Origin of the sequence: Sulfurospirillum diekertiae, assembly GCF_002162315.1 — a bacterium.
Classification (GTDB): Bacteria; Campylobacterota; Campylobacteria; order Campylobacterales; family Sulfurospirillaceae; genus Sulfurospirillum.
In genome coordinates this window covers 2,680,576-2,701,779 of sequence record NZ_CP021416.1, presented here as the reverse complement: position 1 = coordinate 2,701,779, position 21,204 = coordinate 2,680,576, and the positions used below count along the sequence as shown (strand labels likewise).

Here is a 21,204-nt window from a genome sequence, read left to right as displayed (position 1 = left end):
CCAAGGCATTCCTTTTCTCTTCTTTTACATGTAAAGAGTCACTATTAAAATTAAAACAAACGTTTGACATAAACATCTGTTTTGTGATAGCATTTGACTCATATATTTCATAAAGGAAGACAGTGTTCAAGATTCCTAGCAAAGCAAAAACAATCAACCAATCCAAAGCAAAGATCTTAGAAACGGCTTATCGTCTTTTTGGAGAGCGTTCTCCAGAAGATGTTTCTATCCGAGAGCTTGCCAAAGAAGCAGGGGTCAATATTGCTTCAATTCACTATTATTATGGAAGTAAAGAAGCATTATATCTTGCTGTTGTGACCAATATTACAGAACTCATGGCTGAAAAATACAGTGCGTTTACACTTGCCTATGAAACAGCGCTCAAAACATCAATACCTTCTGATGCATTTTATATAATGTGGGTAAAATATCTTATCGAAACATTGGCTCGAACGATGCTTGGTAAACTGAAAACCAATAATTATCTGCATCGTATTTTAATACGTGAGCAGATGACACCTTCCAATGGTTTTGAGCTTCTCTATACCAAGGGACTTGAGCCAATGCTGAATACATTAGATAGCTTGGTGGCACATATCATGCACCAAGATAGCGCTACCATCGAAGTAAAAGCACGCACTCATGCCCTTCTTGGCTCGATCATCGTATTTAGTGTTCAACAAAGTACCATTTCACAGCGTATCCCTTTTTTAGGGGAAGATGTGGATACAAACATGGAAATTATTATTCGTACAATTTTAGAAAATACAGAGTATGTCTTACAAGAGTTGAGCAGACAAAGGAAATAGCGATGAAGAAGATAGCAATAGTGATTGCATTGGCACTTTTAGGAAGTGGTGGATGGTACTATTATCAGAACTATGTCAAAGTATTGGATAAGACACTACATTTTTATGGAAATATCGAAAATCGTACACAAGATCTGGCGTTTCGTTTTCTTGGCAAGATCGAAACAATTGCAAAAGATGAAGGTCAGTCTATCGAAAAAGGCGAAATGCTTGTTACGCTAGATACTACATTATTGCGGTATGAATTGGAAAATATCAATGCGCAAATCATAGCTGAAAAGGCAACGCTAAAGAGGCTGATGAAAGGGTATCGTACAGAAGATATTGCTCAAGCACAAGCCAGTGTGCAAGAAAGCTATGCAGCATTTTTGGGGGTACAAGATATCTATAATAGACAAAAAAAACTGTTTGATTTGGATGCTACAACAGAGCAAGACTATATCGCAGCAAAGACACAATACGATAAAGCAAAAGCCACATACGATAAAGCAAAGAGCAATTATGCACTCCTTCAAAGTGGGTATCAAGTAGAAGATGTTGAGGTGCAAAAAGCCAAAGTATTGGCACTTGAAGCTAAAGCCAAAAGCCTTGAATATGACATTAAAGATGCGACGATTTATGCACCAACCAAAGGAACTATCCTTGCTCGTCACAAAGAGCCTTCTTCGATTGTGTCTGCTGGGCAGAGTATCTTACAAATCGCGTTAGAAGATGAATATTGGGTTCAAGCTTATGTTGATGAACCAGACCTTGGCTCAATCACGCAAGGTGAAAAGATGCTTGTGTATGTTGACTCACGCAAAAAACCGTATGAAGGTCACATTGGATTTATCTCTCCTGTTGCGGAGTTTACCCCTAAAAATATTGAAACAACACAGCTTCGTCCCGATCTTGTGTATCGTTTTCGCGTCATTATTGCAGAGCCTGATTCACATCTCAAACAAGGAATGCCTGTTACGATTACATGTCAAAAAGATCAGTAACCATGACGATTGTAACGGCTCAAAACCTCTCTAAAACATTTGCAAATAGTCAGAAACCAGCTTTCGATGCGTTAAATTTTAATATCGAGAGTGGAAAGATTACAGGACTGGTGGGGCCTGATGGTGCTGGAAAAACAACACTGATTCGTATCTTAGCAGGGCTGCTAAAATCCAGTAGTGGATCGTTGGAAATTTTAGGTACGACCATGCCTTGTTCTCAAAGTGACTTTTTACAGCAAATTGGTTATATGCCTCAAAAATTTGGTTTATATGAAGACTTGAGTGTCGCAGAAAATATGCGACTTTATGCGACTTTGCAAGACGTTGAAGAACCTAAAAAACGCATCAAAGAGCTCTTAGATTTTACCGATCTTTCGGCTTTTTATACACGTAAGGCAGGAGCACTTTCAGGCGGGATGAAGCAAAAACTAGGTCTAGCCTGCGCGTTGATTAAAAAACCAAAACTATTACTGTTAGATGAACCAGGTGTTGGAGTTGACCCAATCTCGCGTAAAAATCTTTGGGAAATGATTCAGAGTCTTCTGAAAGAAGATATTGCAGTTTTGTGGGGAACATCGTATTTAGATGAAGCCGATAAATGTGATTCTGTGATATTGCTCAATGAAGGTAATGCCTTGTACCAAGGCACGCCTACAATTATGAAAGCGCCGTTGATTGGCTATGTGTACCGTATTGAAAACATAAGCAGTGATAAGCGAGCACTCTTAACGGCGTTGTTGCATTTAGAAGACGTCATGGACGCAGTGTTAGTGGGTGAAGCGATACGCGTTAACCTGAAAGAAAATGCCTCTTTCCCCTTTGATGCGTTATATGCCTATGATGCCAAAGCAAAAGCGGTGGTGTGTGATCCCACCTTTGAAGATGCTTTTGTCCGTTTATTGGGAGTTAAAACCGAACCTGAATCACTCTTAGCCACAAAAATGGCTACGACTCCAATGAGCCATTCACTTCTGATAGAAGCCAAGAATTTAACCAAAAAATTTGGTAATTTTACAGCAACAGATCGTATTGATTTTGAAATTGGACGAGGGGAAATATTTGGCTTTTTAGGACCTAATGGTGCTGGAAAATCAACCACTTTTAAAATGCTTTGCGGATTGCTTATTCCAACACAAGGTACTGCGAAAGTGATGGGTGAAGACCTGTATGTTGCTGGGGCAAATGCGCGAACACATATAGGCTATATGGCACAAAAATTTTCATTATACGGGAGTTTAAGTGTTCAAGATAACTTAGATTTTTTTGCAGGCGTGTATGGCTTATCTGGTCAAAAATGCGCGCAAAAAATAAAAGATATCATTCAAACATTTGAATTCAAACCGCATCTTCAAACCCAAGCAGATCTCTTACCTCTAGGCATTAAACAGCGTTTAGCGCTTTCGTGTGCCTTAATGCATGAGCCTTTGGTTCTGTTCTTAGATGAACCGACCAGCGGAGTTGATCCCATCACTCGCAAAGAGTTTTGGACACACATCAACGGCATTGTCAAAAAAGGTGTTTCTGTAATGGTGAGCACGCATTTTATGGATGAAGCGGAGTATTGTGATCGGATTATGTTGATTTATAAAGGCAAAGCCATTGCTTCGGGAACACCCGATGAGCTTAAACATCTTGTCTCTTTGGATGCGACGATGGAAGAGGCTTTTATTCATTTGATACAAGCATATGATCAAAGGCTTATAGATGAAAAGTAAACGTCTTGTTGCCCTTTTGATCAAAGAAAGCCTTCAAATCATACGTGATCCAAGTGCCATTTTAATTGCCGTTATTTTGCCCCTTATTTTACTTTTTTTGATGGGATATGCTGTTTCATTAGATGCGAAACATATTCCTTTGGGAATATTTCCTAAAAGTAATACGAAAGAGGCTCATGAACTAGTAACTTCTTTTGTTGGATCGCCTTTTTTCGACACATCAATACAGTATGATAAACAAAAATTAATCCAATCGCTTCAAGATGGCCATCTTAAGGGCGTGATGGAAGTCTCTGGCAATTTCGGAAAAAACAATACCTACGCGATACAACTTTTAATCGATGCGACAGAGCCTAACACAGGAGGTTTAATTCAAAATTATGCTTCGAAGATTATCCAAAAATGGGCGGTACAAGAAGGAATAATGCCCTCAACAGGTATTAGTGTTATTCCACGCTATTGGTTCAATCCGCCACTTTCGAGTCGTTATTTTTTACTTCCAGGCTCCATCGCGGTTATCATGACATTGATCGGTACTTTGCTGACGGCTTTGGTGATCGCGCGTGAGTGGGAACGAGGTACGATGGAAGCATTGATGGCAACACCCGCTTCGATGATGGAGATTATACTTGGCAAATTAATACCGTATTTTTGTTTAGGTATGGGCTCGATGGTGCTCTGTTTTGGTGTGGCTTATTTTTGGTATGAGATTCCTTTTGAAGGCAGTATCTGGATCTTATTTCTTTTAAGTGCTTTTTACCTTTTTCCTTCGCTTAGCATTGGCTTACTGATTTCCACGGTTGCAAAAAACCAATTTGTTGCTGCACAAGTTTCAATCGTTGCAGGCTATCTACCGGCATTTTTATTATCGGGTTTTTTATTTGAGATCAACAATATGCCTTACTGGTTGCAAATTTTTACACACATCATTCCTGCGCGTTATTTTGTTGAGTCCTTGCAGACAATTTTTCTTGTGGGAGATATACCTTCTATTTTTATCAAAGACATGGTGTGTATGTTTCTTGTCGGGCTTTTCTTTTTCTTACTGGTTGTCAAGAAAAGTAAAAAGGGATTGGAATGATTACACGGTTATGGGCCCTCATTCGTAAAGAAGCGTTAGCCATAAAAAATGACAAAAAAAGTCTTTTTGTGGTGATCGTACCACCTTTAATACAAGTGTTAATATTTTCTTTTGCCGCGACATTGGAGGTAAAAAATATTGATTTAGCGGTGTTTGATCACGATGGCTCACAGGCAAGTCAAGCTCTGATTCAAGACTTTAAAGGCTCTTCGTACATTAAAAACCTTGTGCAGATTAAGAGTGAGCATGACGTGGCAGAACTTCTCAATACCCAAAAAGTTTTAGCAGTTCTTGTCATACCTCAAAGCTTTAGCAAACAAATTCAAAATGAAAAAGCAACGGTGCAGTTATTGTTAGATGGTAGGCGTTCCAATACAGCACAAATCGCGGAGGGTTACATCAGTAGCATTGTGCAGACATTTTTTCTCGCCCAATCACATGTAACACTCAATGTCACGATCAACACTCGATTTTTATACAATCCCAATATTAGCAATTTTTGGTGGATTGTCCCTAACCTTTTTGGCTCCATCACGATGGTGGTTGCCATGCTTTTAACATCGCTTTCCATTGCCAGAGAGCGAGAACTTGGCACATTTGATCAGATCTTGGTCTCACCGTTGCGCCCTTTTGAAATTCTTTTAGGTAAACTCATCCCTGCCTTAGTGATCAGCATTTTTGAATCAACCTTAATCTTACTGTCTGCCATTTATTTTTTTGGTGTCCCACTTATGGGCTCTTTAGCCATTCTTTATGCCAGTGTGGTTGTCTTTTTATTTTCCATATCAGGAGTCGGTTTGTTTATCTCGGCAATCTGCAATACTCAACAGCAAGCTATTTTAGGGGCATTTGTCTTTTTACTTCCCTCGTTGTTACTCTCAGGCTTCGCGACACCTGTGGAAAATATGCCTTTATGGCTTCAACCGCTGACCGAGTTTATTCCCCTTAAATACTACCTTATTCTGATCAAAGGGGTTTTCTTAAAAAATATCACATGGAGCGTTGCATGGCCACTGATTGCGCCTATGTTTGGATTAGGCATTATTTCTATGAGTGTAGCTATGGTATTTTTTAGACGGAAATCGCGTTAAGTATATATAAATCGTGTGTGGGCAACTACTTGGTTGCCCCTAAAAAAACTACGATTTAAACTTCGACAATTCATGATTGAGTGTTTCCGTGAGTTCATGAAGGTGCTCACTCGCTCCCGCGATCTCTTCGACACTACGTGTATTGGTATGGGTCAATGTACTAATTGCTTCGATATCTTTGGTAATGGCATCAATCTGATTGGATGTATCGATATAGTCTTGAACGGTTTTTTGCGTGTTGGTGATGGTACGTGAGAGAACGGTTGCCACTTCTGAAACATTGGACTGGACATTGATGGAAATGCCAGAGATTTTAGTGATATTTTCAGAGTTGGTATTCATCTCAACACTGACACCATTGATGGATTGTGTGACAACATTGATGGTCGCATTGATCTCGACCAAGGATTTTTGCGTACGCTCAGCTAGTTTGCGTACTTCATCCGCAACGACTGCAAATCCTCTTCCATGTTCTCCTGCCCTTGCTGCTTCAATGGCGGCATTGAGTGCGAGGAGATTGGTTTGATCGGCGATGTCATTGATGACATTAAGGACGTTTTTCACTTCATTGGTATTATCACTCACAAGAGTGAGTTTGTTCGCAAGTTCGATTTCGTTGTGGGCGGTATTTTGAAGAAGACTTGAGAGGTTAGAGACATTTTCTTCGACTCTTTTAAGGCTTTGTGTGACCTCATGTAATTCATTTTTAGAGCTTTCTGCACTATGCCTAGATTCTCTCAAATAGGCTTTTAATGAAGTCGCTTCTGTGGTGGTTTTAGTCACGATAAGCGCCTCTTCTTCAGCACGTTTACCCACATCAATCGCAGAGATAGAGAGTTCATGTGCCACGGAAGCATTTTCCGCACTGTTTGTTTTTGCCGTTGTAATGATGGTATGAATTTTATCGATGAAGAGATTGATGTTTTGACTCATCTTGCCTAACTCATCTCTTGAATGTATCGTAAGGCGTTGTGTCAAATCACCATCATTGCTAGAAAGGTTTTTGATGACATCATTGAGTCTCTCCAGAGGCTTAAACTGCGCATTGAGAATGAACCACAACAGAATCAGTGAAAGACCAAGCAGGATATTTCCAGAGATAGTTAACGTGATGAACATGTGATCGATAGCTTTGAAAGCAACGTCTTTGTCTATGGTCACAAAAATAATCCAGCTATTTTCTAGCTTATTGAAAACTAATACTTTATCTTTTCCGTCGCTTGCTTGATAGTCATAAATGCCTTCAGGGTTATTTTTGACAAGAAGCTCAAGATGCTTAAGCGACTCATTGGCGTCATACAGCACTTTCCCAATTAATTTTGGATCAGGATGAACATTTCTTTTCCCCATAGCATCGGTTGCAAAGGCATAACCACCTTCAAATTTTTTTGCATTAATTTTCTCAATCACTTGGGTTAAATAAACATCATTGGAAACAACACCTGTGAATACACCATTCACAAATACAGGCGTGGCGATAGAAATGGTGGGTTGTCCTGTGGTGGCATCGGTGTAAACATCGGTGACGACAGATTTTCCTTCCGCTTTTGCCTTGATGTACCACGGTCGTTTTCTAGGGTCGTACCCCTCTTTTTGTTTCGTTTGGTCACTGTAGATCATCAAACCACTCTCTTCTACACCCATGTATGCTACGGCAGCTTTAGTCTTTTTAAACGCTGTTTGGAGATAAGGTTTCATCGTAACATCTGTAAATTCTGGCAAGTGGGCAATGTCTTCCGCGGTTGTCTCTAGGACGAGTTTTTGAGCATCAAACCACGAATCAATCTCCAGTTTTAACGCATGTGCTTTGGCTAATTGCGTCTGTTCTATCTCTTGCCGTAGGTCTTGTTTAAGATTGATAAAACTTAACATTCCAAAAATAAAGAGAGATGCTCCTAAAAATAGGCCTGCTGATACAATGATTTTTTGCTTAAATCCGAGATGCATATTGTTCCTTTATTTGACTCAATCGTGCAATTTTTCATGCAATGATACTGAGTGGAAATTACCAAACTATTACATCATCTTATAATTTATGAGTAATTTTATGACGTAAAATTAAAATAATAAAGAGAGATATCAATAAACTTTTTTCGTTGGAAATCGAGTAGAAAAGTTTATCATAGGGTTCAGAGCGAGCATAATTTTTAGCATTGTATGGAATAATTGAGTTATGATAGAGGAAAGATAAACGTGCTAAGGGAGAAAAAATGAGACGATTTTTGATGCGAATCTCTTTTGGGCTGATCCTCGCAAGTCTTGTATTAAATGCTGTTTTGGTGGTGATGTTTTCATGGACCTATACCGCCCTCACGCAAGAGACACTCGTCGCAACGGTTTACTTTACAAAACCCTACGATAGCGGTGGTTTTCATGTCGCGCATTTGAATGGCGAAAATGGCAAAGTGGTTGGAGATTTTAAGATCTATGGTGAACAGTGGCGCATCGATGCTAAATTTATGAAAATGAAATACTGGTCCAATCTTTTAAAACTGGACTCACGCTACGTTTTAGAGCGCTTTGAAGGGCGTTATAAAAAGAGTGAAGACCAAAACAGCCATCAAAACCTCTCGTACGATCTTGGCGAAAACACCTTATTAGATCGTTTCACCCTGCTGGGATGGAACCCCTTTGTCGACATTGAATATGGAAGCTCCGTCTACCAAGAAATCACACTTAATCAAGTCTTTGAAATCTATAAAACCCCAACAGGCTTCGTGATACGAAGAGTCCCCTTGGCACAAGATACTACTACAATTCAGAAATGATTTTTTAGTTTTCATGGTTTGGTGTGAAGTATAATTTAGCTTTACATGTAAAGATGATGGGAGTGAAAAAATAGACTTTTTTAATTTTCTATTTCCCAAGTTAATATTTCATTTTTTGATATAAAAAAATTTCTTGTGAACCCATCACTTCGTATATATCTTACAAAGATTACAGGATTTTCTTTTGTTCCTTCTGAAGAACTCAAATCTGCATCAGTGACTTTGTCACAATAAGGTTCACGCCTTGCAATTTAGATGGCTTTAAGGATTAAATCCTCATATGGCTTTGTAATATTGTCAAAATATGGAGTGCCATCTTCCACTGGTGCGATTGAAAACAGATAACGAGGTGCACATACAAGAGGGAAGCTTCGATATGGGCATTGTTTTCAATAGTCGTGGAATAATCAATTAGACCGTGCGGTACATTCCTGCAAAACCCTATAAAAACTCAAATGTTTTTTGAAATTTCGCACGATTTCCTAACACCTCCCTCTTTAGAGGTTATATCGGAGTATACTCTAAGGTAATGCTTATATTTTTACATGGGAGATACCGTGATGCAACAAAAGGGGAACCATACTCTGCCAAAAGAGACACACACAAAAACGTTTCCCATTGTTAGTATTGGGGCTTCTGCTGGTGGATTAGCGGCATTTGAAGCTTTTTTTTCTCGTATGCCACTGGAACCTGTTCCTTGTGCTTTTGTATTAATTCAGCATCTCTCTCCTGATTTTGAAAGTAGCCTTGTCGAGATTATCGGAAAATATACCCCCAGGAGCGTTTTTGAGATAACGGACGGCATGGTGGTAAAACCCAATTGTGTTTACATCATCCCCCCAGCGCACGATATTGCCCTTATGAAGGGAGTATTTGAGCTGTTAAATCGCACCAAAAAAAAAAGGTCTACACCTCCCCATCAACTTCTTTTTAATGCTTTAGCCAAAGACCAACACCAAAATGCCATTGGTATCGTGCTCTCAGGTACAGGAAGCGATGGCACAAAAGGCATTTTGAGTATCAAGGAAAATGGCGGTATGGTTATGGCGCAAAGTATCGCTTCTGCCCAATATGACGGTATGCCAAGTAGTGCTATAGGGACGGGTCTGGTTGATCATACCCTGCCACCTGAAGAGATGGGTGTTGTGCTTATGAATTACATCAAGTCTACATGGGGCACACTTTTAACGGAGGCTCCTTTTGATTTTGCACTCAAACATGAAAATGTTCTTAAAAATATTTTTATTCTTCTTCGTGAACAAACAGGGCATGATTTTTCACAGTACAAACCCAATACCATTCATCGCCGCATTGCGAGAAGGATGGATGTTGTAGGCATTGAGTCATTGAAAAATTATCTTACTTATCTGCAAACAACACCTGATGAAGTTGAGGCGTTGTTTCAAGATGTCCTCATAGGCGTCACGCATTTTTTTCGTGACAAAAGCGCCTTTGAAGCATTGGAAAAAATCATTCCTGAACTTTTAAGGAGCAAGTCTATGAGCAACCCTTTTCGAGCTTGGTCTTGTGGTTGTTCGAGTGGCGAGGAGGCGTATTCTTTGGCAATACTTTTAGCCGAATACAAAGAGGTATCTAAACTCTCTTTTGCGATTCAAATCTTTGCGACCGACATTGATGAGCGAGCCATTGCAAACGCGCGTTCAGGTCTTTATACTTCGGATATCGCAGAGGATGTTTCACCCAAACGACTTGCGTCTTATTTCACGCTAGGGTCTGATGGTAAAACATACCGCATCAATAAAAATATTCGCGATATGGTCATCTTTTCTGAACAAAATATCACCAGAGACCCACCTTTTTCCAAACTTGATCTCATCTGCTGTCGCAATCTTTTGATTTACATGAATCCCTCTTTGCAGAAAAAAATCATTCCCTTATTTCAGTATGCCCTCAATCCTAGCGGCGTGCTTTTTTTAGGTAATTCTGAGGGTGTTGGCGAATTTGAACATCTTTTCTCCGTCATCGACCAAAAAGCAAAACTCTATCGCTGTGTTGTCAACCCAGATGATTCAAGACGAAAGCTGATGGAGCATGTTCTGCCTCTTCCTACTTTGGAAAGCAGACGCTTTTCTTCCTCTAACATTCCATTGGTGCGTGAACAAAACAAGCAACCTTTAGCCAATGTCTTTGTTAACGCTGGAGGCGATAAGCTTTATCTTTATAGCGAGGCAGGATTAGCGCCAAAAAGTTCTCCTTTGAAAAATGGAGAAACAGCCATAGAAGAGTTGCAATCGCTCAATGAAGAGTTACAATCCATCAACGAAGAGCTTCAATCAACCAATGAAGAGCTAGAAACCTCCAAAGAAGAGATGCAATCGCTCAATGAAGAGCTTTCCACGGTCAATTCCGAACTTCAAACAAAAATTATCGCTCTTTCCCAAGCCAACAATGACATGAACAATTTACTCTCAGGCACAGGTGTTGCGACACTCTTTTTAGACAAAAAGCTTAATGTGATGCGCTTTACTCCTTCGTGTGCGCTCATCATCAATCTTATTACGGGTGATATTGGCAGACCCATTGGGCATATCGTCCCCAACCTCATTAATTACACCACTTTACAAGCGGATGCCCAAGGCGTACTGGATACGCTCATCCCCACAGAGATAAGAGTATGCTCGACGACAGATAAGTGGTATATGATGCACATCATTCCCTATCGAACCCTTGAAAATATCGTTGAGGGCGTGGTGGTGAGTTTTGTTGATATCACGGAGATTAAAGCTCTGCGTCGTTTGGCGGTGATTGTGAATGATGCCAATGATGCCATCATTATGCATGATTTAGAAGGAAATATCCTTGCTTGGAATAAAAGTGCAACGCAGATGTACGGTTGGAGCGAAACAGAGGCGTTAACGTTAATGATGAACGACCATGTCCCTGAGTCCACACGCAAAGAAGCGCTGAAAAAAATTATTCAGCTCAGTCGTCATGAGATTTTAGCGCCCTATCTTACACAACGCCTCGCCAAAGATGGGTCGATAAAAGATGTTTGGATTACCGCAACGGCACTGGTTGATGAGACGGGTAAAATGTATGCAGTAGCGACTACAGAGCGCTTGTTTGATCCTACCTTAGAGGTGTATCCCAATGAAAGAAATGAGTAATCTAGAAGCGTTACAACCCACATTGCGCGAAAAGGCAGAATATCTTTTTTTTAAGAAGGTTAATTTACAAAAAAAAGAAAACTCTCTTGAAATGATTCAAAAAGTTCTTCAAGAATTATGTATTCATCAAATCGAACTTGAGATGCAAAATGAGGAGTTGCTACAGAGTAAAGAAGAGCTTTACAGTGTAAAAGAACGCTATTTTGATCTGTATGAACAAGCTCCTATTGGCTATTGTACGCTCAGCGAAGAGGGAAAAATTCTTCAAGCAAACCTTACGATGGCAACATTGCTTGTTTTGCCTAGAGGCAAACTGTTGGGACAGTCTATCAAGACCTTTATTTCTCGTGAAAATCAAGATACGTGGTATCTATACCTCCAGAAACTTCTTAAAACGCACAAAACAGAGCCCTGTGAGTTGCAGATGGCCAAAGGAGATGGTACGCTATTTTGGGCTCATTTGGATGTATCTATTCAGCATGATGTGCATGGCGTCGTGGCATTGCACCTTATGCTAAGTGACATCTCCTCGCAAAAAGAAGCTCAAATTGAGTTTGAAGCCACCGTCTATACTCTTGCTTACTATGATGTGCTCACTCAATTACCCAATCGTCGTTTAGTGCAAGACCGCTTAGTTCAAGCCATCGGTGCTGTAGCGCGCAGTGGACTTTATGGGGCACTTCTTTTTATAGATGTAGATTACTTCAAGTCACTTAACGATACGAGAGGTCATGATGTTGGAGATTTGCTCCTCATCGAAATAGCGAATCGTTTGCGTTCAAATATACGTTTTGGCGATACAGTGGGACGTCAAGGGGGCGATGAGTTTATTATCCTCTTAAGCAATCTGAGTGTGGAAAGTACAGAGGCGGCAGCCATGGCATTGCAATTTGGTCGAAAAATATATGAAATATTTGAAAAACCTTTTGACTTGAATGGATTTGAATATAATTGTAAAATCAGTACAGGTATCTCCTTATTTCAAAAAGACAGTAGTATTGAAGAACTGTTCAAATATGTAGATATTGCGCTTTACCATGCTAAAGAGGCAGGTCGAAATACACTCCGTTTCTTTGACCCTAAAATGCAAGAAGCGATAAATCTACGCACAACTTTAGAGTCAGACCTTCATTCTGCTATCGCATTTCAAGAATTTTGTCTCTATTATCAACCCCAAGTTGATAAAGTGGGTCATTGCACTGGTGTTGAAGCTCTTATACGATGGAACCATCCAAAATGAGGATTTGTGTCGCCTTTGAGTTTTATATCACTTGCTGAAGATACAGGATTGATTTTGCCTATTGGTCTGTGGGTACTCGAGAGCGCATGTGCTAAGCTTAAGCAGTGGGAAAAACACCCAAACAGACAAACATTTAAAATGGCTATCAATGTAAGCTCCAGACAATTTCGACAGCCAAACTATGTATCTGAAGTAGAAGAAGTACTCAAAAAAAGCGGCGTCAATCCAGCACTGCTAAAATTTGAATTAACCGAAAGCCTTGTGTTGGAAGATAGTGTAGGTAGCATTGAAAAGATGTATGAACTCAAAAAATTGGGAGTGACGTTTTCAATGGATGATTTTGGAACGGGGTATTCATCACTCTCCTATCTTACACAACTTCCACTCAGCCAACTTAAAATCGACAAATCTTTTATCGATAATATTCCTGGGGAAAAAAACAATGAGATGGTAACACGAACCATCATCGCCATGGGAGAAGGAATGGAGATAAATGTTATTGCCGAGGGCGTGGAAACACAAGTACAAAAAGAGTTTCTCCTTGCCAATGGATGCCAATTCTTTCAAGGATATTTGTTTAGTCGTCCTTTACCAGATGAGGAGCTTGAAGCGTTTTTGGATGAAAATGGGAAGCTGTCCTAAACCAATATTTTAGACTAATAGAGGAACTGGATTTAACTATGGATGATATTAGCACTAAGTTATAACAAAACATTGAAGCCAACAAATTACCCTATGTCCAATTTGTTGGCTCATTTCCGCTAAAATACTTCTCCAAAAAATCTTTACATGTAAAACCTAGGAAAGCAGAAAGTATGAACCCACTTATTCCCATTTTAGTGCAAAAAAACTGGCATTGCCAAAGAGAACATTATCAACATTTTAAAGCTGTTAGATGAAGGCTCGACCATCCCTTTTATCGCACGGTATCGCAAGGAGATGACAGGTGGGGCGAGCGATGAGCAGCTTCGGGAGTTTGATAGCATTTATGCGTATGCAAAAAAAACTGCATGAGCGCAAAGAGGAGATTTTACGCCTCATCGCTGAAAAAGCCCAGTTAAGCGATGAGGTAAAAAAAGCGGTGGAAAAAGCGCAAACACTTCAAGAGTTGGAAGACATTTACAGACCGTACAAAGAGAAGAAAAATACCCGTGCGGCGTTGGCTATTGCGGCAGGGCTTACACCATTGGCGGATGTTTTGGAGAGGGCAGAGTTAGAACTCGAAGCGTTTGAAAAGAGGGCGCAGAGTTTTGTGAATGACACGGTTAAAAGCGTGAAAGAAGCAATCATAGGGGCGCAGGACATCATCGCGGAGCGTTACAGTGATGATGCGAAAGAGCGTGAGTATTGGAGAGCGCAACTGCATGACTACGCTTCATTTGAGATCAAAGCTACTAAAACGCTCAAGCCTGATGGACTTTACGCCAAGCTCGCAGGCAAAGCCGAGAAAATCGCCTCCATTCCTTCGCATCGTTACCTTGCGATGATGCGAGGTGTTGCGGAAAAAGAGTTACATGTAAAGATATTGCATGACATGGAAAGGGTGGAGAGTGCGATAGAGCGTTACCGCATTCCTCGTAACGCCAAAAGCTCGAAAAGCTATCTTTTGGAAGCCTATTTTGACGGGTTTAAAAGGCTTCTCTTTCCTTCGTTAGAGCGCGAAATTCACGCACTTATCAAAGAGAAAGCCGATACACAAGCGATTGCGACGTTTGGTAAAAATCTCTCGCAACTGCTCAACACACCACCCGTTACCAAGCGCGTGATTTTGGGCGTTGACCCCGCATATCGCACTGGGTGTAAACTCGCCGTCGTGGATGAGCATGGCACATACCTGACGCATGCTGTTATCTACCCGACACCACCCCAAAGTGACTATGAAAAATCTGCCAAAGTTATTAAAGAGTTTACACAAAAGTACCACATCACCGCCGTGGCGATTGGCAACGGTACGGGTTCGCGCGAAAGCCAAGAATTTTTCGCGCGCCTGAATTGTGAAGAGGGATTGAATCTTGCCTATACCGTCGTTTCCGAAGCAGGGGCTTCGATCTACTCCGCGTCGAAAATTGCCACCGAAGAGTACCCGAACCTTGACGTGACGATCAGGGGAGCGATCTCCATCGCGCAACGTCTACGTGACCCGATGGCAGCACTCGTCAAGATCGACCCAAAATCGCTTGGCATTGGTCAGTACCAACACGATGTCGATCAAAAACAGCTCGAGAAGAAACTGAATGAAGTGATCGAAGATTTGGTAAATCGCATCGGGGTTGATCCTAACAGCGCTTCGATTTCACTACTCTCCTACGTGGCAGGCGTTGGCGCGAAACTTGCCAAAGCCATAGTCGAGCACCGTGAGAGTAAAGGGGCGTTTACATGTAAGTCTGAACTTTTACATGTAAAAGGTTTAGGGGCGAAAGCGTACGAGCAGTGTGCGGGGTTTTTTCGTATTCGTGAGGGGAAAAGTGTTCTTGATAACACAGGCGTTCACCCTGAGAGTTATGCCATTGCACAAAAGCTTTTGGCGCGTGCTGATTTGGCAACACTTTCCAAAGAACAGATTATCGCTTTAGCCAAAGAGCAGGGCATTGGCGAAGCAACGCTTCAAGACATCATTGCCGAGCTTTTAAAACCAGGGTTTGACCCTAGAGAGAGCTTGCCGCCGATTGCCTTTCGCTCGGATTTGACCGACATCAGCGAGCTGAGTGAGGGTTCTATCGTCTCAGGTGTGGTACGAAACATTGCTGATTTTGGGGCATTTGTGGACATTGGGCTTAAAAACGACGGACTCATTCATATCTCGCAAATGAGCGACAAACGCATCGCTCATCCTTTGGAAGTGCTCAGCATCAACCAACAACTCACACGTATTCGCGTCCTTGAAGTGGATAAAGAAAAAGGCAAAGTGAGTCTTAGTCTTAAAGAGCTACCGTAGGTCGGTAGCTCCATTTCGTTTTTTAGGCTTTAAACTGTTTGAGTTGAGCGTTGAGTGCTTCACTCATGGCATCAAGATCATGCGAAGTTGCAGCGATCTGTTCGATGCTTACAACATTTGAGGCAGCAGAAGTATTGATCTTTTCAAAGAGTGCTAAGATATTGTGGATGCCAAGTTTGATCTGTGTAGAATTATTGGCAGTGACTTCGACTTTGGCTTTCGCTTTTGACATCGTATCGACTGTTAAGGTAATGACCTTTTGAACCGTTTTAGAAGATTCTGAGCTCTCTTGAATAAAACGAGCATTGACGCTCATCTTTTCGCTGACGCTATTGATCGACTGGACGATGACCTGAATGGTCGCGTTGATTTCCAGTAAGCTTTTTTGGGTTCGTTCTGCGAGTTTTCGTACTTCATCGGCTACCACGGCAAATCCACGCCCATGTTCACCCGCGCGCGCCGCTTCGATGGCGGCATTGAGCGCTAAAAGATTGGTTTGATCGGCAATATCGCTAATCATGGTTAAGATGGATTGTACTTGTTCCGTCTCTTGTGAAAGCCTCTCTAAGTCGCCAGCAAGGGCATTTTCGGATTCTGAACTTTGTTGGATGTCCGCTTCCATGCGACTGATTTTAGTTTTTGCTTCTTGCAACATGGTGTTCGCATTATCAATCTCTTGAACCATCATGACGGATTGCTCTGTTGTTGCTTCTATGACCTCTTCAAGTTTGAGTAATTCTACTTGATTGAGATTGATCTCTTTGGCATTATCTTCAATATGCATGCCAATGGTATGGGACGTTTGACTCAGCTCTGCAGCCGTGAGGGCATTTTTTTCAGAAGCCTCTTTGACATTGTGCATAATGCTCTGCATTTTGGCAATGGAATGGTTAAAATTGTCGGTAGCATTTGAAATTTCATCGTTTCCATCTAAGGTCACTTGGTAAAGAAGGTTGCCTTGTTGGAACTCTTGAGCTAAGAAGGAAATGGCTTTAATACGGTGCAAAATAACTTTAATGGAGAGATAAATTAAAGTAATGGTCGCAAGAAAGATAAACGCGAATATAAAACTAAGCATGATACTTTCATTGCGCAAAAGATCACTGGCATTGGTTTCATTGGCACTGGCATATTCATTGGCTAATACAACAATTTGATCAACAATATTTCGATGTTCTACATAGGCATCTTTCAGTTTTCCAGAGGCTAAGAGAGATGCTTGTTTGAAGTCTCCTGCTTGCACAGCAGGGATAAACTCTGTCTCCAAAAGTGTGAAATAGCGCATCGCTGGAGCATATGCTTTTTCAACCATCAACGGTTTTATTTTCTCATGGTGAAGGTTTTTGACCCAAAAGGCATGTCTTTCTTCGTATTCTTGCTTTAATGTTTTGATTTTTGCGATAAAAGTGGCAAGTTCAGCGCTGTTCTCGGTGCGTAACATCTCTAAGCTAACCAGACGCGTTTCAATAATATATTCAGGTGGTGGTAGGATATCAGCAACCAAATCTTTGGCGAGGATAATTTCATTGTAAAGTTTACCATTGATTTTAACTTCATGAATGGTTGTATAGGCAAAAAATGCAAATAAAAATGAGCCTGAGATAAAGACAATTGCAATACCCCAAAGCCGCAGTTTTATGGTGATGGACTTAAACATTAAAGATCCTTTGTAAAATTTCAAATGCTACGCCGTATTTTACAGGAGAAATAAATGCTAGGTCATCCTTGGCTGATTAATAAATAATCAATTTTGAAATATTTTGATGTGAATAAAAACGCTATTTGCCTATTTATTAATCAAGTAAATAACTCGACATGAAATACTTTACATGTAAAGATCCCTTAGAAAAAATGGTGCAAGCCTTGATACCCAATATACAAGCCCACAAGCAAAATAAGGCCGCCTGAGAAATAAGGCGCTTTTTTGGCAAATTCCCCAAAGCCATTCCATCTTTTTGAGAGATGGCGCATACTCAACGCGGCGATGACACCTGATGTTACCAACGTAAGTGCAAGACCAATGCTAAAGGCTAACACAAGCGCAACACCGAGTGTAAACTGTTTGAGTTGTAGACAGATGAGAAGCACCGTGATCGACGCAGGGCAGGGGATAAGTCCGCCCGTTAGTCCAAAAAGCAAAATCTGTCCGTTGGTAACCTCTTTGTTTGAAAAGCGCTTTTTAATATCTTTGGCGTGTGCGAGTTCATGGGGATCACTGCAACTTCCAAGTTCTTCAAAGATGATCTCTTCTGTGCTGTGGTGGTGCTCGTGATGATGGTGCTCATCGTGGTCATGCGAATGATGATGGTCGTCATGTTCATGTGTGGTGAAGCAGGCACGTTCATTTTTTCGTGTTTGCCAAAGCGTCCAAAGTGCGATAAACGTCATGATACAACCTGAAACAATTTCAAGATACGGCTCTACTGCTTCGGTTGCAAAGCGAGCACCAAAATGCATACCCAAAAGCGCGATAGCCCAAACTACCGCAGTATGTGAAAGTGTCGCAGCAAGTCCGAGCATGATAGACTGTTTCACCGTTCCTTTAATCGCGATAATAAACGCCGCCATCATCGTTTTGGAGTGACCTGGTTCTAAGCCATGCAGGGCACCAAGAAGAATAGCGCTAGGTAGAAAAAGCCATGCGTTACCTGAACTGTTTTGAAGGATTGAGGCGATATCAGTCATGTGCGATAGTCCTGGAATATATGTGAACAAAATGTTGAGGCATCGAAAGTTCCTATCTTAAAAGTAGCGCTATTTTAGCTAAATTCTTTTAATTAACATGCTGTTCACACAAAAGGGTTACAATAGTGTAATCTGATTCAAAGGAGTCACAATGTATGGATATGAATGGATGGGACATGGGTTTTTTATGCCGTGGATGATTATATTTCCCATAATACTTTTAGTGTTTTTTATGGTGATGCGAGGCGGTAGAGCATCGTGTCATCATCATGAAAAGGAAGACGAAGCGTTAGAAATCGCCCGTAAGCGTTTTGCCCGTGGTGAGATTGACGAAGAGGCTTTTGAGAAGATCAAAGAGAAGCTTAACGCTTAAGTATTATCTCTGTGAGAGAGTTTTAGCCAGTGCTCGCTGAATTCTCTCATACTGTGAATCTATGGGGTGTCCATGTGATTCAAGATTTTTAAGGGCGCTTTCGCTTTCTGCCAGTTTCTTCTCCCATACGTAAATCTCTTTTTGTTTATTTGAAAGAGCAAGTTCGAGCTCTTTGGTGGATTTATGAAGCTGGGCTTTTTGGTTTAGCAGTAGGTCTTCACTTTTGAAAAGATGTGTGATTAAGGGTTTACGCTCATACAACTTTTCTTCGCCATTTTCTAAAAATTTTACCTCTTTAGCATCGGTATATTCAAGTCTATCAAGTGTTTGATGGATATGATCTAGCTTCTCTTCAACTTTCTCAAATTCCTTATGTTCTTTATAAAGGTGTTTTGTAAGCTCTTTGTGTTCATTTCGGTAAGTGTTGAGTTTCTTTTTTAATAGCGATAATATCGTTTTCGTTTTATCGTAAAGTGTTTGTTTGGATTTTTTGTGCTGAATCATTGTAGAGCGAATGGTTGTCATATTCCATGCACGATTGCTTTCGTCTAAAATAGGGTTTGGTTTGTAATGATTGCCTTTGGCGTCGATGGTCTCATGAATACCATAGTGACTTAAAAATTCAATGGCTTTTTTCTCTTGATTTGAAAAGTGAAATAAAATAATTTCAGCGATGCTAAGCATCATTTTTTCAAACATCTCACGCAGTAAAAAGTAGCTTAGTCCTCGAATTTCCCGCAAATCTTCAAGTTCGCTGGACTCAATTACAACAATATCGGAGATGTTAACAAAGACTGGGATAAAAAGAGCACGAAATTCAGACGGATTTATTTTTTTAATATTCAAGGTACTATCAAGTGCAAAAGTGAGCAGTTCCAACATACGTGCTTTGTACTCATCGTTCGGGAAAAAACGTTTTTTATACTCTTGTAACATTTCAGGAGGAATACCACATGCTCTTCTATCGGGTCCATCTGCAGGGGTTTCCACTTGAAAAAACCGTTTGACATAAATGACATTTTCCGTATATAAAAAGAGATCATTGTTGGTTAACGAGAGTTTTTTAGCGATCTGCTCTTGTAAAAGGTCTTTGTATGAATGGTATTTTTTGGGTAGCTTACAACTGCGCGCATTGGTAAGAATCTCTTCAATATTTTCTTCTTCAAAACGGTACAACACATCCAGATATAAATACTCTTTCGGCTCAAAATTTTCAAAAAATTTTTCAATTGTTTTTTCAACAAGACTAAATGATGACTCTTCCATAACTTCCCTATCTGTGTAAAATCGGTTTCATTGTACCTGAAAATAATAAAATTTTGGTGACATTTAATGTGCAAAATGGGCTTTAAGATGTTCAATACAACTATATCCCATTGCCAAGATACTCTCTTTTGAGTTACCTCCAAGATGGGGAGTGCAGACAAGATTAGGTAGATCGATCAGTTCCCAATCTTGTGTTGGTTCAGCCAAAAAGGCTTCCAGGCCAGCGCCTGCAATTTCACCACCTTTGAGTGCCACTTTGAGGGCTTCTTCATCGATGATACCGCCACGGGCTGTGTTGATAATAAACGCACTCTTTTTCATCGCTTTAAATTCGGCTGTTGAGAAGAGATTTTTACTCTCCGATGTAAGTGGCAGATGAATGGAGATGATGTCTGCTTCTTCTAAGATGCGTTCTTTACTGGCAAAGGTAATGCCATATTTTTGGGCTTCTGCTTCATCTTGAGTACGATTAAAGACCAAAATGGTACAGTGAAAAGGGGCTAAAAGCTCTATGACACGCTTTGCAATGTTGCCAAAGCCAAAAAGGCCAATAGTCTTTCCTGTAAGCTCGCTGCCTCCGTTAACTTTCCAAACATGCTGTTTAAGAAGTGTTGTGGCTATATGTAAGTTTCGAATGAGCGAGAGCATGAGACTCAAAGTAATTTCTGCAACTGAGTTACTGTTTGTTCCACCACTCCAACCGAGTTTGACACCTCTTTTTTTCATTGTATCAAGATCTAAATTGTCCAGTCCTACACCATAACGGGAGAGTATTGTGAGTTTTGGACAAGCGCTTAATATCTCATCGTCTATCTCTTCACGACCAACAATGGCACCATCCATGTCTTGCAAAAAAGCGATGATATCTTTTTTGGTTTTCAGTCTGTTGTCGGCGTTGTTTTTAACATCTGGAAAATGAAATGTAAGTTCATTCATGAGTTCGGATGAGCGAGAAAAGAGGGGTGTGATAACAGCAATTTTCATGAAATTTCCTTTTACATGTAAAACATCTTTTTAAAAAGTATAGCATGCTTTTGAGAAACTTTATTGAGAAGATTGATCAATTTTTGTTAATCTGCTATTTACTTTGAAAAGATACAATCAGATAATTATTATCAATAAAGGAACTC

General features: G+C 40.5%; 17 protein-coding genes. 12 read left to right on the top strand and 5 right to left on the bottom strand.

The genetic code is table 11. The features are described 5' to 3' along the window. Nucleotides 1–122: 122 nt before the first annotated feature. The 5 genes from Sdiek1_RS13825 to Sdiek1_RS13805 are packed head-to-tail and all read left to right on the top strand — an operon-like array spanning nt 123 to nt 5,679. The gene (locus Sdiek1_RS13825; RefSeq protein ID WP_087439636.1) at nt 123–809 is read left to right on the top strand and encodes a CerR family C-terminal domain-containing protein; all 687 of its coding nucleotides are present in this window, start codon (nt 123–125) and stop codon (nt 807–809) included. 2 nt (nt 810–811) lie between these two features. Beyond that, complete coding sequence (locus tag Sdiek1_RS13820) at nt 812–1,792, top strand: HlyD family secretion protein (protein WP_087439635.1); 981 nt, start codon at nt 812–814, stop codon at nt 1,790–1,792. Nucleotides 1,793–1,794: 2 nt separating this feature from the next. After that, nucleotides 1,795–3,507 (top strand): ATP-binding cassette domain-containing protein, encoded by a 1,713-nt coding sequence (locus tag Sdiek1_RS13815; RefSeq protein ID WP_087439634.1) that lies wholly within the window; start codon nt 1,795–1,797, stop codon nt 3,505–3,507. After that, entirely contained in the window at nt 3,497–4,588 is a 1,092-nt protein-coding gene (locus Sdiek1_RS13810) for an ABC transporter permease (protein WP_087439633.1), read from the top strand. The genes Sdiek1_RS13815 and Sdiek1_RS13810 overlap by 11 nt, the downstream gene beginning before the upstream one ends. Beyond that, on the top strand, nt 4,585–5,679 hold the full coding sequence (locus tag Sdiek1_RS13805) for an ABC transporter permease (RefSeq protein WP_087439632.1): 1,095 nt from the start codon (nt 4,585–4,587) through the stop codon (nt 5,677–5,679). Before Sdiek1_RS13810 ends, Sdiek1_RS13805 begins: the two co-directional genes overlap by 4 nt. Before the next feature lie 48 nt (nt 5,680–5,727). Here Sdiek1_RS13805 and Sdiek1_RS13800 read toward each other — a convergent pair whose 3' ends face one another. Continuing rightward, the gene (locus Sdiek1_RS13800; RefSeq protein ID WP_087439631.1) at nt 5,728–7,626 is read right to left on the bottom strand and encodes a methyl-accepting chemotaxis protein; all 1,899 of its coding nucleotides are present in this window, start codon (nt 7,624–7,626) and stop codon (nt 5,728–5,730) included. A 263-nt stretch (nt 7,627–7,889) separates the two neighbouring features. Here Sdiek1_RS13800 and Sdiek1_RS13795 point away from each other — a divergent pair, with 263 nt between their 5' ends. From Sdiek1_RS13795 to Sdiek1_RS13775, 6 genes are all read left to right on the top strand, one after another. After that, on the top strand, nt 7,890–8,447 hold the full coding sequence (locus tag Sdiek1_RS13795) for a hypothetical protein (protein ID WP_087439630.1): 558 nt from the start codon (nt 7,890–7,892) through the stop codon (nt 8,445–8,447). 560 nt (nt 8,448–9,007) lie between these two features. Continuing rightward, entirely contained in the window at nt 9,008–11,575 is a 2,568-nt protein-coding gene (locus tag Sdiek1_RS13790; RefSeq protein ID WP_087439916.1) for a CheR family methyltransferase, read from the top strand. Continuing rightward, nucleotides 11,559–12,815, top strand: a complete 1,257-nt coding sequence (locus Sdiek1_RS13785; protein ID WP_087439629.1) for a sensor domain-containing diguanylate cyclase — start codon at nt 11,559–11,561, stop codon at nt 12,813–12,815. Before Sdiek1_RS13790 ends, Sdiek1_RS13785 begins: the two co-directional genes overlap by 17 nt. 6 nt (nt 12,816–12,821) lie before the next feature. Then, nucleotides 12,822–13,457: a putative bifunctional diguanylate cyclase/phosphodiesterase gene (locus tag Sdiek1_RS13780; RefSeq protein ID WP_087439628.1), complete on the top strand. Its 636-nt coding sequence runs from the start codon at nt 12,822–12,824 to the stop codon at nt 13,455–13,457. Between the two features lie 213 nt (nt 13,458–13,670). Then, the gene (locus Sdiek1_RS15635; protein ID WP_369688509.1) at nt 13,671–13,829 is read left to right on the top strand and encodes a Tex-like N-terminal domain-containing protein; all 159 of its coding nucleotides are present in this window, start codon (nt 13,671–13,673) and stop codon (nt 13,827–13,829) included. Then, nucleotides 13,762–15,750, top strand: a complete 1,989-nt coding sequence (locus tag Sdiek1_RS13775; protein ID WP_369688471.1) for a helix-hairpin-helix domain-containing protein — start codon at nt 13,762–13,764, stop codon at nt 15,748–15,750. Before Sdiek1_RS15635 ends, Sdiek1_RS13775 begins: the two co-directional genes overlap by 68 nt. 22 nt (nt 15,751–15,772) lie before the next feature. Here the strand turns inward: Sdiek1_RS13775 and Sdiek1_RS15520 are convergent, their stop codons facing one another. Both Sdiek1_RS15520 and Sdiek1_RS13765 read right to left on the bottom strand, forming a co-directional pair. Further along, the gene (locus Sdiek1_RS15520) at nt 15,773–17,407 is read right to left on the bottom strand and encodes a methyl-accepting chemotaxis protein (protein ID WP_087439627.1); all 1,635 of its coding nucleotides are present in this window, start codon (nt 17,405–17,407) and stop codon (nt 15,773–15,775) included. A gap of 185 nt (nt 17,408–17,592) precedes the next feature. Next, nucleotides 17,593–18,435 (bottom strand): nickel/cobalt efflux transporter, encoded by an 843-nt coding sequence (locus Sdiek1_RS13765; RefSeq protein ID WP_087439626.1) that lies wholly within the window; start codon nt 18,433–18,435, stop codon nt 17,593–17,595. Between the two features lie 151 nt (nt 18,436–18,586). Here Sdiek1_RS13765 and Sdiek1_RS13760 point away from each other — a divergent pair, with 151 nt between their 5' ends. Beyond that, nucleotides 18,587–18,808 (top strand): SHOCT domain-containing protein, encoded by a 222-nt coding sequence (locus Sdiek1_RS13760; RefSeq protein WP_087439625.1) that lies wholly within the window; start codon nt 18,587–18,589, stop codon nt 18,806–18,808. Nucleotides 18,809–18,811: 3 nt separating this feature from the next. On the opposite strand, the gene Sdiek1_RS13755 is transcribed toward Sdiek1_RS13760, so the two are convergent. Next, nucleotides 18,812–20,074 (bottom strand): hypothetical protein, encoded by a 1,263-nt coding sequence (locus tag Sdiek1_RS13755; protein ID WP_087439624.1) that lies wholly within the window; start codon nt 20,072–20,074, stop codon nt 18,812–18,814. A gap of 63 nt (nt 20,075–20,137) precedes the next feature. Continuing rightward, entirely contained in the window at nt 20,138–21,058 is a 921-nt protein-coding gene (locus Sdiek1_RS13750) for a phosphoglycerate dehydrogenase (protein WP_087439623.1), read from the bottom strand. Between the last annotated feature and the right edge of the window lie 146 nt (nt 21,059–21,204).